Below are 14,409 nucleotides of genomic sequence, written 5' to 3'. Positions count from 1 at the left end.
TGACTTGAAAATGCTCTAGCCGGTGCGCGCCAGCCGCTGTGCCAGGAGAACCCCGATCAGCGGCGCGATGAAGGATCCGATCGCCATCCACAGGGGATGCGGGATCGCCATGAGGTTGAGCACATTGCCGGCCCATGCCAGCGCGAGCACGATCCACGCCGATGGCGACCAGCGCGACAGCCTGAGCGCGGCGAACGCGCCCGCCGCGCCCCCCACCAGATAGGCCAGCAGCACGATCAGCTTTGCCGAAACCGGAATCGATGCCGCGATCCGCGCGACTTCGGCGGCGTTGCGCATGTCGACGCCCGGCGGCGGCGGGTAAAGCATGTGGCCAAGCAACTGGACCAGCGTCGTCGCCAGTCCGAAAACCAGGATGCCGATGATCGTCCCGATGATCCTGCGTGCCATGCCGTCCCCCGCTCAGCCGACCGGGGCAGCATCCCGCAAAATCACGCGGTGGGCAAGCGCAGACCCGCCGCGCCGATCAGCCGCGCGAGGCGCGCGCGATCTCGATCTGCGCCTGGCGTTCGGAGCGCTGCTGGCACGCGCCCGAGAGCATCGGATAGGCCAGGTCGGTGTGTCGCGGCAGCACCGCGGGCATCGCCGCCTGGCACTGCGCGATGCTCCGATAGACCACGGGCTCGATCCGCGCCTGCTGGCACCGCGCGCCATCGTCGGCACAGCCCATGACGGCGAGGATGTAGACGATCGGATCCATTGCGGACACTCCCTTCACCCCGACCAATGCCTGATGGGCCGAACGGTTCCGAAGCCGTGACGGCCCGATCGGCCCGGGACTGGACAGATCGCATTGCAAGTCGCGGCCTTTCCCCCCACCTTTAGCCGCAATGCCGCCCGATACCGCCAGCTCCGCCGACGCCGCCCGCGAACGGCCGCTGATCCCGACGATGCGCCGCTTCCTGCCCTATCTGTGGCCGCGGGACGCCCCGGCGCTGAAGGCGCGGATCGTCGGCGCGCTGGTGTTCGTGGTGATTTCGAAGCTGATCCAGGTCTATGCCGCGCCGTTCGCGCTGAAGGGCGCGGTCGACCGCATGTCGACCGACGATCGCGGGGCGGCGATGCTCGTCCTGCTGCTGGTGATCGGCTATGCCGCAGCCCGGCTGTTCACCGTCATGTTCGACAATCTGCGCAACGCGGTGTTCGAGCGCGTCGGGCAGGACGCGACCCGGCGGCTGGCGTCGAACGTGTTCCGCCACCTGCACCAGTTGTCGCTGCGCTTTCACCTGGAGCGGCGCACCGGCGCAATCACCAAGGTGGTCGAGCGCGGCACCAAGAGCATCGACACGATGCTGTATTTCCTGTTGTTCAACATCGCGCCGACCATCCTCGAGCTCGGGCTGGTGCTGCAGATCTTCGGATCGCGCTTCGGCTGGTGGCTGGTCGTGCCGACGATGGGAATGGTGGTCTTCTACATCGCGTTCACCCGCTGGGTGACCGACTGGCGCGCCAAGCTGCGCGAGCGGATGAACGACCTGGACACCGGCGCGGTCGCGCATGCGGTCGATTCGCTGCTCAATTTCGAAACGGTCAAGTATTTCAACGCCGAAGCCCGCGAGGCCGCGCGCTACGAGCGCGCGATGACCGCCTATGCCAGCGCGGCGACCAAGTCGGAAAACTCGCTCGCCTGGCTGAACATCGGCCAGTCGGTGATCACCAACGCGATGCTGGGCTTCGGCATGGCGATGGTCGCCTGGGGCTGGTCGACCGGCCGGTTCAGCGCGGGTGACGTGGTGCTCGTCTCGACCCTGCTGAGCCAGCTGTTCCGCCCGCTCGACATGCTGGGCTGGGTCTATCGCACCATCCGTCAGGGGGTGATCGACATGGGCGCGATGTTCGACCTGGTCGACGCGCCGGCCGAGATCGTCGACGTGCCGGGCGCGCCCGACCTGCGCGTGTCGGACGGCGAGGTGCGGTTCGAGCAGGTGACCTTCGGCTATAATCCCGACCGCCTGATCCTGAAGGGCATCGACCTGGTCGTCCCGGCGGGCAGCACGCTGGCGGTGGTCGGGCCGTCAGGCGCGGGCAAGTCGACGCTCGCGCGCATCCTGTTCCGTTTTTACGACCTGACCGGCGGGCGGGTGACGATCGACGGACAGGATATCGCGCGGGTGACCCAGACGTCGCTGCGCCAGGCGATCGGCATCGTGCCGCAGGACACCGTGCTGTTCAACGACACGATCGGTTACAACATCGCCTATGGCCGCGAGGGCGCGGATCAGGCCGAGGTCGAGGCGGCGGCGCGCGGTGCCGCGATCGGCGACTTCATCGCCAGCCTGACCGACGGGTACGACACGCGCGTCGGCGAGCGCGGCCTGAAACTTTCAGGCGGGGAAAAGCAGCGCGTGGCGATCGCGCGCACGCTGCTCAAGAACCCGCCGATCCTGATCCTCGACGAGGCGACCAGCGCGCTCGACAGCCGGACCGAGGCCGAGATCCAGGATACGCTGGAGGCGATCGAGCGCGGGCGCACGACCATCGTCATCGCCCACCGGCTGTCGACGATCGTCAATGCCGACCAGATCGTCGTGCTCGACCAGGGCCGGATTGCCGAGCGCGGGACTCATGCCGAGCTGCTGCGGCGCGGCGGGCTCTACGCCGAAATGTGGAACCGCCAGGCATCCGAGCGCGAGGAGGCGCTGGCGGCCGCCGAATGAGATCAATTCCAGGAGAGATGAAGTGACCAACGATCGAACGTCGACGCGCGGCGCAAGCACCGCCGCCTGGACCGGACTGGCCGGAGTCGGGCTGGTCGGCGGCGGGCTGGCGCTGTGGTCGGCGCTGGCGGCGCGCACCGCGACGCAGCTGGTGCCCACGGACGGTCGGTTCATCGACGTCCCCGGCGCGCGGCTGCACTATACCGACCAGGGCAGCGGCCCGCCGATCGTGATGATCCACGGGCTGATGGGCCAGCTGCGCAATTTCACCCATTCGCTGACCGGGCGGCTGGCGCGCGACCATCGCGTCATCTGTGTCGACCGGCCCGGCTGGGGGCATTCGACGCTGACCGGCAGCACGCGACCCGGCATCGTCGCGCAGGCCGGCATGATCGCCGAGCTGATCGGTGCGCTGGGTCTGGAGCGGCCGCTGGTCGTGGGCCATTCGCTGGGCGGTGCGGTTGCGCTGGCGATGGCCGTCCATCATCCGGATCGGGTGGGCGCGCTGGCGCTGGTGGCGCCACTCGCCCGGCCACAGGACACGCCGCCATCGGTGTTTCGCGCACTTACCGCCCCGGCGGCGCTGCGTGGCCTGATCTCGTGGACGCTCGCGGTACCGGCGGGCACCTTTACCGGTCCGGCGACCGCGCAGGCGATCTTTGCCCCCGATCCGGTGCCGGCCGATTTCGCGACGCGCGGCGGCGGTGCGCTGGCGCTGCGCCCGCAAAGCTATCGTGCCGGCGCGTTCGAACTGAGCATCGCGCATGACGAGATGGCCGCGCTCGCTCCGCGCTATGCCGAGATCGGGGTGCCGGTCGCGATCCTCTATGGCCGCGACGACGCGGTGCTCGACGCGATCTATCACGGCGAGGAAGCCGCCGGGCAGCTGCCCGGGGCGACCGTCGAGCTGATCGCGGGCGGGCACATGCTGCCCGTCACCCGGCCGGATGAGACCGCCGCCTTCGTCCGAAGCGTCGCGGCGCGCATGGCCACGCGCTGAACACCCCGGCATCGCGCCGTCCACAACAAAGTGGCGCGCGCGACCGGGAAAGGGGGTTGCCGCATCCGGGCGCGCGCGGGATAGCGACGGCAATGTCCGATCCGTTGCGCGTCCTTCAATCGACCTTCGGCTTCAGCGCGTTTCGCGGCGTGCAGGCGCAGGTGATCGATCGCGTGCTGGCGGGCGTACGGACGCTGGCGGTGATGCCGACCGGGGCAGGCAAGTCGCTCACCTATCAGCTGCCGGCGGTGATGCTGCCCGGAACGTGCGTGGTAATTTCGCCGCTGATCGCGCTGATGCACGACCAGCTCCGTGCCGCGCAGGCGCTGGGTATCCGTGCGGCCGCGCTGACATCGGTGGACACCAACCGTGCGGAGACGATCGACCGCTTCCGCGCGGGCGCGCTCGACCTGCTCTATGTCGCACCCGAGCGCGCGTCGGGCGACGGCTTTCGTCAGTTGCTCAATCAATCGCCGCTCAGCCTGTTCGCGATCGACGAGGCGCATTGCGTCAGCGAATGGGGGCATGATTTCCGCCCCGACTACCGGCTGCTCCGCCCGCTGATGGATGCATTCCCCGACGTGCCGCGGCTGGCGCTGACCGCCACTGCGGACCGGCATACGCGCGCCGACATCCTCGACCAGCTCGGCATCGGTGCCGACGGGTTGATCGTGGCCGGGTTCGACCGACCCAACATCCATTATGCGATCTCGCCGCGCGATTCCGCGGCGCGCCAGATCGCCGAGATCGTCCGCGCGACCGAGGGTCCCGGCATTGTCTACGCCCCGACGCGCAACGGGGTGGAGAAGCTCGCGGGCCAGATCGCGGCGCTGACCGGGCGGCCGGTGCTGCCCTATCATGCCGGGCTCGAACCGGCGGTGCGCGCGTCCAACCAGTCGGCGTTCGTCGCATCCGAAGACATGATCATCGTCGCGACCGTCGCGTTCGGCATGGGGATCGACAAGCCCGACGTCCGCTTCGTCATCCACGCCGCGCTGCCCAAGTCGATCGAATCCTATTATCAGGAAACCGGCCGCGCCGGGCGGGACGGCGATCCCGCGATCGCGCATCTGTTATGGGGCGCGGAGGATTTCGTCCGTGCGCGCCAGCGCATTGCCGAGGTCGAACCCGCACGCCACCCGGGCGAGCGCGCGCGCCTCGATGCGCTGGTGACGCTGGTCGAAACGCCGGGATGCCGACGCGCCGTGTTGCTGAGGCATTTCGGCGAGGACCCGCCCGAACGGTGCGGCAATTGCGACCATTGCCTCAACCCGCCGGCGGTTCGCGACGCGACCGAGCTTGCGCGCAAGCTGTTATCCGCGGCCTATCGCACCGGACAGAGCTTCGGTATCGGCCATCTCGAAAAGGTGCTGGTCGGCGGCCGCGATGAACGTATCGAGCGGCTGGGCCACGACCGCCTGTCGGTGCATGGCATCGTCGACGGCGCGGAGGCGTCGCTGCTGCGGCCGGTGGCGCGCGCATTGCAGGCCCGCGGCAGCCTGGTCGCCAACGAACATGGCGGGCTGATGCTGGCGGGCGACGCGCGCGCAATCCTGAAGGGCGAGGCCGAGGTCGCGATCATCGTCCCGCCCAAGCGCCTGCGCGCCGCCCGCGGCCGCGCCGGGGCAATCGCCGCGCCCGTCGGCAACCCGCTCTATGAGGCGCTGCGCAGCAAGCGTCGCGAGCTCGCCGCGGCTGCCGCCCTGCCCCCCTATGTCATCTTCCACGATTCGGTGCTGCGCGATATGGCGTTGCAGAAGCCCGCCTCGCTGGCCGAGATGGGGCGGATCAGTGGCGTCGGCGCGCGCAAGCTCGACGCTTATGGCCAGGCATTTCTCGACGTGATACGCACCGGCGCATGATTCCGTTCTGGCTCGCGATCCCGCTGGACCCGTTGCCGCGCGACGTGACCCGGTTCGTCGAGCAACATGAAAGCTGCGCGCATTTTCGGGGCGAAGAGCCCTATGATGCCGCGCGTGCCCGCGAACTTGAGCGCAAGATCGCGCAGAGTTGCAGAGGTCTGGCGCGCAAACGGGCGCGTCTGGAACTCAAGTATCGGCGCAGCGCGACGGTTCAGGCCGTGCTCGCCGAACATGCTCTCGAGGATTGAATGCAGATCCGACCGATCGACCCTATGATAGCCGTCGCGCCTCAGGTGCAGGTCGGCGATCTGGTGCAGGTCGCCGCGCTCGGTTACCGCGCCATCGTCAACAACCGGCCTGACGATGAGGAGCCGGGTCAGCCAGATGGCGCCGCGATCCGCGCGGCCGCGGAGGCCGCGGGACTGCGCTATCATGCGATCCCGGTGACGCATGCCGGCTTTTCGCTGCCGCAGGTCGAGGCGATGATCGCCGTCCGCGCGGAGGCCGATGGACCGGTACTCGCCTTTTGCCGGTCGGGCACGCGCTCTTGCTATCTCTGGGGGCTGGCGGCCGCGCGCGAGGGCACGCCGGTCGCCGAGATCATCGATCTGGCTGCGGCGGCCGGCTACGACCTGTCGCCCATACAGCCGCTGCTCGATCAGCTTGCGCGAGGTTGATGGACGCCGCGCTGCTGCTCGGCTCGCTCGCCGCCATCCTGATGCTTGCGGCGATGGCGAGGGGTTTGGGCCTTGGCATTCCCGATCCACTCGACGAAGCGGCTGCGATGCGGGTGGCCGAGCAGACGGTGGCCGGCTTCGCCGCGCATTCGGTAGCGCTGGCGAAGGACAATCGCGCCGCCGTCGTCACGGGGATCGACGGCGACATCGTGTTGCTCAAGATGCTCGGCGCACGCATCGCGGCGAGGTATTTCCTCACGCCGCCGCATCGGCACGAGACGCCGGAGGGGATCGAGGTCGATAGCGGCGACCCGTGGTTCGGCCGCATCAAACTCGCCAGGCCTTACCCGACGGAGGTGAGCGAGTTCTGATCATTCATGTGCGGGTGAGATCACTCAGCCCGGCAAGACGCGGCGCGCGGGGTCGTCCACCTAGGGCGTGATGAAGTTAGGTCGACGCGCGCTCTAACGACTTTCTCGCCACCCCGGCCCCGTGCCGGGGTCCACCGCGCCGCGTAGCTTCGACAGTTGTGGCGTGTCACCCCGCGGACCCCGGCACAAGACCGGGGAGACGAAGGTTGATTCCGTGCAGAGTCATCATGCGCAAGGACATCACGCCGGTCGCGAGGCGGAAAGAAAAAGGGAGGCCGGTTTCCCGACCTCCCCAATTCGTTTCAACCCTTGCGGATTGATTACATGCCCGAACCCGGACCGTAGGTGATTTCCACCCGGCGGTTCTGCAGTTCACGCACGCCATCGGCGGTGTCCACGCGCGGACGGCTTTCGCCGAACGCTTCGGTCGTGATCACGCCATCCGGGATGCCACGCGAGCTCAGATAAGCGCGGGTCGCATCGGCGCGACGCTGCGACAGACCGACATTGTAGCTCGCGGCACCCGACTTGTCGGCGTGGCCGGCCAGCATGACCTGCGCATTGCCGCACGACTGATAGTTCGACACCGCGTTGTCGAGGATGCCGGCCGCCTCAGGCGTGATGTCCGACTTGTCCCATTCGAAGAACACGATGTACGGCCCCGGGGTGCAGACCACTTCCGGCGGCGGAGGCGGCGGAGGCGGAGGCGGCGGGGGAGGCGGCGGCGGCGGAGGCGGAGGCGGCGGCGGTGCCGCGGGCTCGCCGAAGTTGAAGGTCAGGCCGCCGAGGATGCTGTGCGACCGGAAGCGCGAGTCGAGGCTCGCACCGGTGGCCGCGACAACGGTCACGTCATCGGCGTTGAAGAAGCGATACTTCACGCTGACGTCGACATTGTCGGAGAGCGGCGCGCGCACACCGGCCAGAACCTGCCAGGCAAAGACCGTGTCGCTGTCGTCGAGCAGAACGCGCGGCAGAACGCCGAAATCGCTGTACTTGACGCGCGCGACACCGACGCCGCCGCCCACAAAGCCCTGAGCACCGTCGTCGGGCCCAAAGTCGATCAGGCCGTTGGCCATGAAGCTCAACGCCGACGAGTCACCCGTGGCCGGATTCTCGTAGATGCCCGCCGGAACGCCGCCGACCGGGATGGTCAGCTGGTGCGCATCGACGCTCGCTTCGCGATAGCCGACTTCGGCTTCGACGCGGAACGGCCCGAAGTCATAGCCGATCGTGGCATCGACATCCCAGCCATAGTCATTGTCGGTGGACAGGATGTTCTGGCCAGTGCTCGACAGGTCGAAATCATGATCTTCAACGATCATCGCGCCGCCTTCGACGCCCACATACCACGCGTTGTCGCGGGCGAGGGCGGGAGTAGCGAGCGCGGTAGTCGCAAGCGCCAATGTGATGGCAAGCTTCCGCATTGTAATCCCCTTTCCTGGTTGTCCTACGGACAGCGCAAACTCCCTACTCGGGTGTTAGTTTCCGTGCAAGCGCACAATATCGTCCGTTGTTGCGCGATAGACACAATCAAGCTGCAGCAATCAGACCATGTGCGCGGAGTGCGGAAAGTAGTGCGGCGATCGTGGCACGCGCCTGTTGGTCCACCACCGCACCGCCGGATGGGTCCGCGATCGCGGGCTGGCGCGCCCCGACGACCTGCATGCCCGCGACCTGGAAACGGGTACCGCGAAGCTCGCCCTGCGACCACTCCGCACCCAGCCATGTCAGCATGACTCCGTCGACGATCGACCATGCCGACATGCCGACGGTGGGCACGTGGTGCCGCCAGCCGCCGGTCGTCCAGGTCGCAATCTGGCCCTCCCGTCCGGTCCAGACGTCGGTCGCTGGCGCACCGACGATCCAGCAGTCGCCAGGCGTGGGATCTTCCGGAGGCAGCCCGGTCGTCCCGCGCACCACGAGGTGGAGCAGCGTGTCGATCGCGACCAGGGCCTCGTTGTGCGTCAGTTCCTTCTGCGCCTGACCGGCATAGAGCATCGGCAGCGAGAACCGGGGGGTCTTGTCGTCATCCATGGGTTCACCTTTCATGAACGGGTCATTGCTGTGCGGAGATGATCAGCGGGCGGGATGCGCCATGCGTGCCGAGCTGTCTGACCTCGGCGCTCGCCAGCGCCGCGGCGACGGCGGGATCGTCAACGGCCAGGGCCGGCATGGACACCTCGGCCACCACCACGTCGCCATCCGCCCGGTGCAACGTGACCCGATAGCGTTCCGCGTCTTCGCCCAGCGGCACATCGGCGCCGTCTATCCAGGTCCAGCCGCTGCGGCCGCGGCGCCGCCACGACAGCATTAGGGCGTCGCCCGGCGTGCGTTGCCACGTGCCATGGACCGGCGCGGGCGGCACCAGCGACCGACCATCGATCCGGACCGTCGCGCGCGACGGGTCGGGCCGGTCGCCGATCCCGCTCGCCTCGACCTGCATGTCGACGCCAATCAGCGCGGGCGACAGATCGATCGACCGCAACGCGTCGCGGTCGAGCAGGACGAAGCGCTCGTCCGGCTGATGCGTGCCGATCGCCCATTCGGTGCCGCGCCGTCCGCGCCACAGGCGCGACAGCCGCCATCGGTTCGCCCCCAGCGGCACGGCCGATCCGAACTGCACCAGCTCATCCCCGATCAGCGCCGCGTTGGCACCTGCCGCCAAAGCACGGTCATCCGCATCTTCCAGCATCATCGCCGCGTTCAGGAGTGCGACGACGATCTCATTCCGCCGGTCCTCGATCGTGGCGGGACCTTCGCGCAGCGGCGTCGCGACGCTGCCGATCACGCTCGGCGGGGCCGTGCGGCCTTGCGGCGTCCAGCGCGCGCCATCGGGACTCGTCGCGATCGCCGCGCCGCGCCAGCCCGACGACGTGCCGGCGGCCGCGATCAGCAACTGCGCGCGCTCGACCAGTGCATCGTCGATCAGCGGCGCCTCGGCGATCGCCAGAACGGTGGGCCCGTGGACCAGATCGGGCGCGGGCGCGACCCGGCCCGAAGAACCGGCGTCGATCACCCCCGCGCCGGTGATGCGCCGCAGCTCGAGCACGACCGTCATCGCTTCCAGGGTCCAGCCGGTCACGCGCCAGACCCCGGGCTCGCCCTCGATGGCGACCCGCGATCCGGGCGCGATGTCGATATCGCGCCAGTCCAGCGTCACCCGGCGCTGCTCGCGCTCGCGGTCGGCGCGGATCAACGCCTGTCCCGCGAGCCGGCGTGCGTCGCCAGGCGTCACCACGGCGGGAAGGTCGATGCGCAGTACGCGCCGCGCGGCCCCAGTACGCACGATGCGCTGGACACTCGACTGGTAATCGCGTGCGGCGTCATAATGCGCGACCGTGACCGTGCCGGGCGTCGTTTGCGCGGACGCGATACGGCGCTGCCGACGTGCCGCGCCTGCCCGCGCGCCTTCCACCGCAGCGCCCGCGTCGCGGATCAGCCGCGCTGCGCCGGTTCCGGCATCGGGGCGCAATCCGCCGTCCTCCGCGACGAACCACAGGCCGTAGGCGCTCGCCAGACCTTCCGCGAGCCCGCGGATCGTCGAACCATATGCCGAATAGCCCGTCACCGTTTCGCCGGTCAGCGCGGGGGTGATCTGCCCCTCGCCGACCTCTGCCAGGATCGTGCCGACGTCCAGTGGCAACGCCTCCGCCACGACTTCAAAGGTCAGCGAAGGGAGACGATTGCCGAAATCCGCCAGCTGAAGCTGCTCGAACACGACATAGGCGCAGCCGGCATAAGCGGGTGTCGCCGCGCTTCCCTCGACCGCCGCGATCAGCGGGTCGACGGCCTGCGCCTCGTCGCCGCGATGCAACCGAAAGTCCGCGACCTCGCTCTTGAAATCGCCTGCCGCGCCGCGCAACAGCCGTCCGTCGGCCCAGATCCGTCGTACCTCGCGCACCGGCCGTGCCGACAGCAGTACCGCAAAGGACGCCGAATAACTGTAGGTGGTGGTCGCCGCGACACCCTTTCCGCCGCCGCTGCGGCCGCGCGCCTCGATCAGGTCGGTCGACCAGATCACCGATCCGGCAACGCGCATCGTTCCAAAGATGTGGGGAATGGCCGTACCATAGCTCGACGTCTGGACCGCCAGTTCGGTCAGGCGTGGCCCCTCGCGCCGTCCCGGCCGGAACAGCACCGCATTGTCGACCGCCTGGCCCAGCAGCGATCCGACCGCCGCGCCGATCGGCCCGCCGATCGCGCCGCCCGCCACCGTCAGTACCAAGGTCGCCATCTAGCTGTCCTCCAACCCCGTCCGATAATGCCAGCGACGACGGATCGGCCATGGCGGCGCGCCCGGTCGCTCGACGACGCGGCGCAGCCACGCGTCGGCGTGGATCACCCCCGTGCCGCTGTCGATCGCCAGGTGCAGCTGGCCCGGCCCGGCCTGGACCAGCAGGATCGCGCCCGCACCGGCGGGGCCGGGTTCCAGCCCGGCCAGCCTGGCCCAGTCGTCGCCGATCCCGGCTTCTCCGGTGCGCAGCGCGTAGCCTGTGGGCACCGGCCCTGAATATCCCGCGCCCGCCAGCGCCAGCGCGACCAGCCCCACACAGTCGAGCCCGTGCGCGATCGTCCGGCCGTGCAGCCGAAAGGGCGCGCCGACGGCGGCGCGCGCCGCCGCGACGATCCGCGCCTCGTTCATCCGCCCGGATAGCGCGTGAGCAGGTCGATGCCCGGCAAGTGCGGTTCGCCGCGGAAATTGGCCGCGTTGGCAAAACGGTCGCGGCAGGTCTCCAGCCGCTTGTCGCACCCCTCGGTGATCTCGATCCGCGCGTCGCCGCTCGCAAAGCGCGGCGGGCGGCGCAGCGTCACCACGTTGCCGTCCGATGCCACGACCTCCTCGGCCAGCCCCGAATTAGCGCCGGTCAGCCAGCGGATGCGCCCGCCCGCCCAGCCATTGGCGACCGGCTCGGCGATGTCGAGGGTCAGCACCTCGTCCTGCGCGTCGGTCACCTGACCAACCCGTGCGCGCGCAGCCATCGCCACCCGGCAACGCCGGTCGCCCAGCTCCGCGCGGCACGTCGGCGATGTCTCCTCGCTCGCCGGCGCGTCCAGCAGCGCGGCGATGCCCGTCAGCTCGGCCGCGAACCCCGTATCGGCCAGCTCGACCGCACCGATCTCGCCCTCGCCCAGCGGCACCGCCTGATGGCCGGGCTGCGTCCAGTCGACCGCCGTGATCGTCACGCGCGCGCCGTCCCAGCGTCCGGCGATCAGGTCGGTGGCGCTGATCGTCCCGTGGTCGATCGCACCGCGCACCTCCATCGTATCAGCGTCGAGCGCGTCGCTGCGCTGGATCGCCGACGGCGTCATGCCCGGCGCAGCCCGATAGATCAGCCCATCGCGAACCAGGTCGCGATCGTGCGAGGTCAGCCCGATCGCCACGCCATCGCGCCGCTCGATCCGCCAGCACAGCGCCAGCGTGGTCACCTCGCCGGCCAGCCAGTCGATGCTCATGCCTCGCGCACCTCGACCAGCGGCACGCTGGCCGCCACGCCCGCCAGGAACGTCGCGCGGCTGACGCTCAACTGGTCCTCGGCGAAACGCACCGGCACGTCGAACCGGAAGCCCGCAGTGACGATCGCACCGTCGGGCGGCGCGTTGTCGAGCGACAGCCATCCGCCCGCTTCGACCACGAACGCGCCGGTCTCGACCCCATCGATCGCGACGCGCACGCTGCCCGCTACCGGCCGGGTGATGCGCCGCTCGGTCTCGCCGTACCGCTTGATCAGCGCAAAGCGCGTCGTCACGCCGTCACCGGCCCCCAGCGCCTGGTCGGTCGGGCCGGGCGCACCATCATCGTCGCGCGACGATGCGTCGAACGGGTCGCGCAGGCGGAAGCCGCGCGCCGGCCCCATCCGCGCGCGAAAGAAGGCGAGCAGTTCGGCGATGTCGGCTTCCGATCGCACGCCCGGCCCGGCATCGTACCGCGTTCGCGCCGCCGCCCAGTTGGCGTTGCGCTTTTCCTGTCCGCCCGCGCTGCTGACGATCGCGGTCGACCATTCGGGGATCACTTCCGCCTCACGCCCCAGCGCCAACGGGAACAGCACGTCGTCGAACGGCGTCACCGCATCCTCCTCCACATCGAAATGAATGAAGCCGTCGCGCATCATCTGCGGCAGCGCCCAGATGAAGGTCGCCGCGACGCCGCGCGCCCGCGCCACTTCGGCGGCCGCGTCGATCGCTGCCCATTGCGGCGCATCCTCGGGCTTCAGCACGAAGCCCGAAAAATAATGTTGCCGCTCGACCGGATAGCCCAGCCGAACGGTCGCCGCCGCCACCGCCCGCGCGCTTGCGCCCGTATTGCCGGTCGCCGCCCAGTCATAATCCTCGAGCTGCAGCACATCGAACGCCGGGCTTGCCCAGCCGACCGGCAGCGCCGCGCGTTTCCACTCGGGCGCCGCTTCGTTGAGGATGGTGGGCAGATAGGCGAGCAGCAGCAGCTCTGCCCCCGGCGCCGCCGCCCGCACCGCGTCAGCCAGTGCCGCAGTCGATTGCGCCAGCATCGCCCCCGCCTGGTCGAGCAGCGCGATCTGCGCGGCCGACAGCGGCGCCTTGACGTTCGCAATCTCCGGCGGCGCACCCCCGAACGCCGCGCGCGCGGCATCGTCGTAGAGGCATGGCCGTCCGTCGAGCATCAGCCACCACCACGGCTCGCCGATCTGAAACCGCACCCGCGCCCCGCCGTCGGCGGCAATCGCGACAAAGGCCAGCGCCACCGCGCGCAGATAGCTCATCGCCGCCGCGCTCGCCGGCGACAACAGCGTCGATGGCGGCACCCATCCGGTCAGCGCCGGCGATCCGTCCCAGGCGCGCTGCTTCCAGTCGCCCCAGCAATGCGCGTCGAACAATTCGTAGCTCAGCGACCAGATGATCTCGTAATCCAGCTCGGCCGCCCGCCGAGCAAAGTCGCGGTGCCACGCGATGCATGGCGCATTCAGCGCCCCGCCATTCAGGCTGACCAGCAATTGGTCACCCGAGGCCTCGAGCCGGAAATAGTGGCTCATGCCGACATAATGGACGATCGCATCGCGATAGCCGAGATGAAGCGCGTTGTGCAGCACCCGCGCCGGGGTCAGGTTATAGGTGTCGTCATAGCCGTTGGCGATGCCCAGCCCATGTTCGGGCACGATTGCATCGCCGATCGCCAGCGACGATCCCGGCCCATCGCAACGGATCTCGGTCAGCTCCGCCCAACCCTCGGCGGGCACGGGCAACAACGCATCGCCGTTGGTATAGCCCGGCGGCACCAGCGAGATGAACATGCGGTCGACATCGCCCGCAAACACCGGATCGGCCTCGCCCGGCAACAGGAATCCGCCGTTCAGCGCCGCGAAGTCGAGCGTGATCGTCGCATCCTCGGGCATGCCGGTGGCATAGTTCCACAGCCGGACATACCAGGCGCGCGGCGCGCCCGCCGCATCGCGCCCCTCGATCGTCAGCGTCGGGCCGTTGATCGCATCCAGCGGCAGGATGCCCGCCGACCGCCAGCGAAAGCGCAGTCGACACCCCCGAAAATCGCGGTCGGTCGCATAACGGAGCAGGGGATGGTCCCAACGGTCCTCCGCTTCCCAGATCAGCCCGGCCAGATCGTCGGCGCGATAGAAGACCGCATCGACGCGCATCGCGTCCGGCGCGGTCGTCACGACGCTCGCCATCATCGGTCGCGGGAAATTGACCGTCCAGTACCGCGGATCGAACCGCGTCAGCACGCCCTCGTCCTGCACCGTCCGCGCCCGCATCAACCAATGCCCCACGCCTACCTCCGTTGCCCCCAAAGGGTCGCCCCGGCGAAGGCCGGGGCCGCCAGCCCGGACGCGTCGCCCC

The 14,409-nt window shown here is 69.3% G+C and carries 14 protein-coding genes; 6 read left to right on the top strand and 8 right to left on the bottom strand.

The features are described from left to right. Nucleotides 1-15 precede the first annotated feature (15 nt). Together GO308_RS11830 and GO308_RS11825 are read right to left on the bottom strand one after the other, a co-directional pair. A complete protein-coding gene (locus GO308_RS11830) occupies nt 16-408 on the bottom strand; it encodes a hypothetical protein (RefSeq protein ID WP_240885569.1) in 393 nt (130 codons plus the stop codon). Nucleotides 409-484: 76 nt separating this feature from the next. Beyond that, nucleotides 485-718 carry a hypothetical protein gene (locus GO308_RS11825; protein WP_240885568.1) on the bottom strand — a complete coding sequence of 78 codons (234 nt, stop codon included), beginning with the start codon at nt 716-718 and terminating at the stop codon, nt 485-487. 130 nt (nt 719-848) lie between these two features. Between GO308_RS11825 and GO308_RS11820 the strand changes: the two genes are divergently transcribed. The 6 genes from GO308_RS11820 to GO308_RS11795 all read left to right on the top strand — a co-directional run bounded on the left by GO308_RS11820 (nt 849) and on the right by GO308_RS11795 (nt 6,585). Further along, entirely contained in the window at nt 849-2,675 is a 1,827-nt protein-coding gene (locus GO308_RS11820; RefSeq protein WP_240885567.1) for an ABC transporter ATP-binding protein/permease, read from the top strand. A 22-nt stretch (nt 2,676-2,697) separates the two neighbouring features. After that, nucleotides 2,698-3,675 (top strand): alpha/beta hydrolase, encoded by a 978-nt coding sequence (locus GO308_RS11815; RefSeq protein ID WP_240885566.1) that lies wholly within the window; start codon nt 2,698-2,700, stop codon nt 3,673-3,675. A gap of 92 nt (nt 3,676-3,767) precedes the next feature. After that, nucleotides 3,768-5,537, top strand: a complete 1,770-nt coding sequence (gene recQ, locus GO308_RS11810) for a DNA helicase RecQ (RefSeq protein WP_066549212.1) — start codon at nt 3,768-3,770, stop codon at nt 5,535-5,537. Then, nucleotides 5,534-5,785, top strand: a complete 252-nt coding sequence (locus GO308_RS11805) for a hypothetical protein (RefSeq protein WP_066482305.1) — start codon at nt 5,534-5,536, stop codon at nt 5,783-5,785. Before recQ ends, GO308_RS11805 begins: the two co-directional genes overlap by 4 nt. Beyond that, nucleotides 5,786-6,214, top strand: a complete 429-nt coding sequence (locus tag GO308_RS11800; RefSeq protein ID WP_240885565.1) for a TIGR01244 family sulfur transferase — start codon at nt 5,786-5,788, stop codon at nt 6,212-6,214. Continuing rightward, a complete protein-coding gene (locus tag GO308_RS11795) occupies nt 6,214-6,585 on the top strand; it encodes a hypothetical protein (RefSeq protein WP_240885564.1) in 372 nt (123 codons plus the stop codon). The genes GO308_RS11800 and GO308_RS11795 overlap by 1 nt, the downstream gene beginning before the upstream one ends. A gap of 320 nt (nt 6,586-6,905) precedes the next feature. On the opposite strand, the gene GO308_RS11790 is transcribed toward GO308_RS11795, so the two are convergent. From GO308_RS11790 to GO308_RS11765, 6 genes are all read right to left on the bottom strand, one after another. Continuing rightward, nucleotides 6,906-8,009 carry an OmpA family protein gene (locus tag GO308_RS11790; RefSeq protein ID WP_240885563.1) on the bottom strand — a complete coding sequence of 368 codons (1,104 nt, stop codon included), beginning with the start codon at nt 8,007-8,009 and terminating at the stop codon, nt 6,906-6,908. 106 nt (nt 8,010-8,115) lie between these two features. Beyond that, nucleotides 8,116-8,634, bottom strand: a complete 519-nt coding sequence (locus tag GO308_RS11785) for a DUF2793 domain-containing protein (RefSeq protein ID WP_240885562.1) — start codon at nt 8,632-8,634, stop codon at nt 8,116-8,118. A 7-nt stretch (nt 8,635-8,641) separates the two neighbouring features. Beyond that, complete coding sequence (locus tag GO308_RS11780) at nt 8,642-10,819, bottom strand: phage tail protein (protein WP_240885561.1); 2,178 nt, start codon at nt 10,817-10,819, stop codon at nt 8,642-8,644. After that, the gene (locus GO308_RS11775) at nt 10,820-11,227 is read right to left on the bottom strand and encodes a peptidoglycan endopeptidase (RefSeq protein ID WP_240885560.1); all 408 of its coding nucleotides are present in this window, start codon (nt 11,225-11,227) and stop codon (nt 10,820-10,822) included. Further along, nucleotides 11,224-12,039, bottom strand: coding sequence for a DUF2163 domain-containing protein (locus GO308_RS11770; RefSeq protein ID WP_240885559.1), 816 nt, complete (start codon nt 12,037-12,039; stop codon nt 11,224-11,226). The genes GO308_RS11775 and GO308_RS11770 overlap by 4 nt, the downstream gene beginning before the upstream one ends. After that, entirely contained in the window at nt 12,036-14,324 is a 2,289-nt protein-coding gene (locus GO308_RS11765; protein WP_240885819.1) for a DUF2460 domain-containing protein, read from the bottom strand. Before GO308_RS11765 ends, GO308_RS11770 begins: the two co-directional genes overlap by 4 nt. Nucleotides 14,325-14,409 lie beyond the last annotated feature (85 nt).

The sequence above is a fragment of the Sphingomonas sp. SFZ2018-12 genome, from assembly GCF_022496715.1.
Classification (GTDB): Bacteria; Pseudomonadota; Alphaproteobacteria; order Sphingomonadales; family Sphingomonadaceae; genus Sphingomonas.
Note: the sequence above shows the minus strand (reverse complement) of the source record. Positions and strands in the feature narration are given on the sequence as shown.

Bases quoted from the DNA above. Each gene is read 5' to 3' on its own strand.
- GO308_RS11830 (WP_240885569.1), bottom strand. From the start codon at position 408: ATGGCACGCAGGATCATCGGGACGATCATCGGCATCCTGGTTTTCGGA.
- GO308_RS11825 (WP_240885568.1), bottom strand. From the start codon at position 718: ATGGATCCGATCGTCTACATCCTCGCCGTCATGGGCTGTGCCGACGAT.
- GO308_RS11820 (WP_240885567.1), top strand. From the start codon at position 849: ATGCCGCCCGATACCGCCAGCTCCGCCGACGCCGCCCGCGAACGGCCG.
- recQ (WP_066549212.1), top strand. From the start codon at position 3,768: ATGTCCGATCCGTTGCGCGTCCTTCAATCGACCTTCGGCTTCAGCGCG.
- GO308_RS11805 (WP_066482305.1), top strand. From the start codon at position 5,534: ATGATTCCGTTCTGGCTCGCGATCCCGCTGGACCCGTTGCCGCGCGAC.
- GO308_RS11800 (WP_240885565.1), top strand. From the start codon at position 5,786: ATGCAGATCCGACCGATCGACCCTATGATAGCCGTCGCGCCTCAGGTG.
- GO308_RS11795 (WP_240885564.1), top strand. From the start codon at position 6,214: ATGGACGCCGCGCTGCTGCTCGGCTCGCTCGCCGCCATCCTGATGCTT.
- GO308_RS11790 (WP_240885563.1), bottom strand. From the start codon at position 8,009: ATGCGGAAGCTTGCCATCACATTGGCGCTTGCGACTACCGCGCTCGCT.
- GO308_RS11785 (WP_240885562.1), bottom strand. From the start codon at position 8,634: ATGAAAGGTGAACCCATGGATGACGACAAGACCCCCCGGTTCTCGCTG.
- GO308_RS11780 (WP_240885561.1), bottom strand. From the start codon at position 10,819: ATGGCGACCTTGGTACTGACGGTGGCGGGCGGCGCGATCGGCGGGCCG.
- GO308_RS11775 (WP_240885560.1), bottom strand. From the start codon at position 11,227: ATGAACGAGGCGCGGATCGTCGCGGCGGCGCGCGCCGCCGTCGGCGCG.
- GO308_RS11770 (WP_240885559.1), bottom strand. From the start codon at position 12,039: ATGAGCATCGACTGGCTGGCCGGCGAGGTGACCACGCTGGCGCTGTGC.
- GO308_RS11765 (WP_240885819.1), bottom strand. From the start codon at position 14,324: ATGCGGGCGCGGACGGTGCAGGACGAGGGCGTGCTGACGCGGTTCGAT.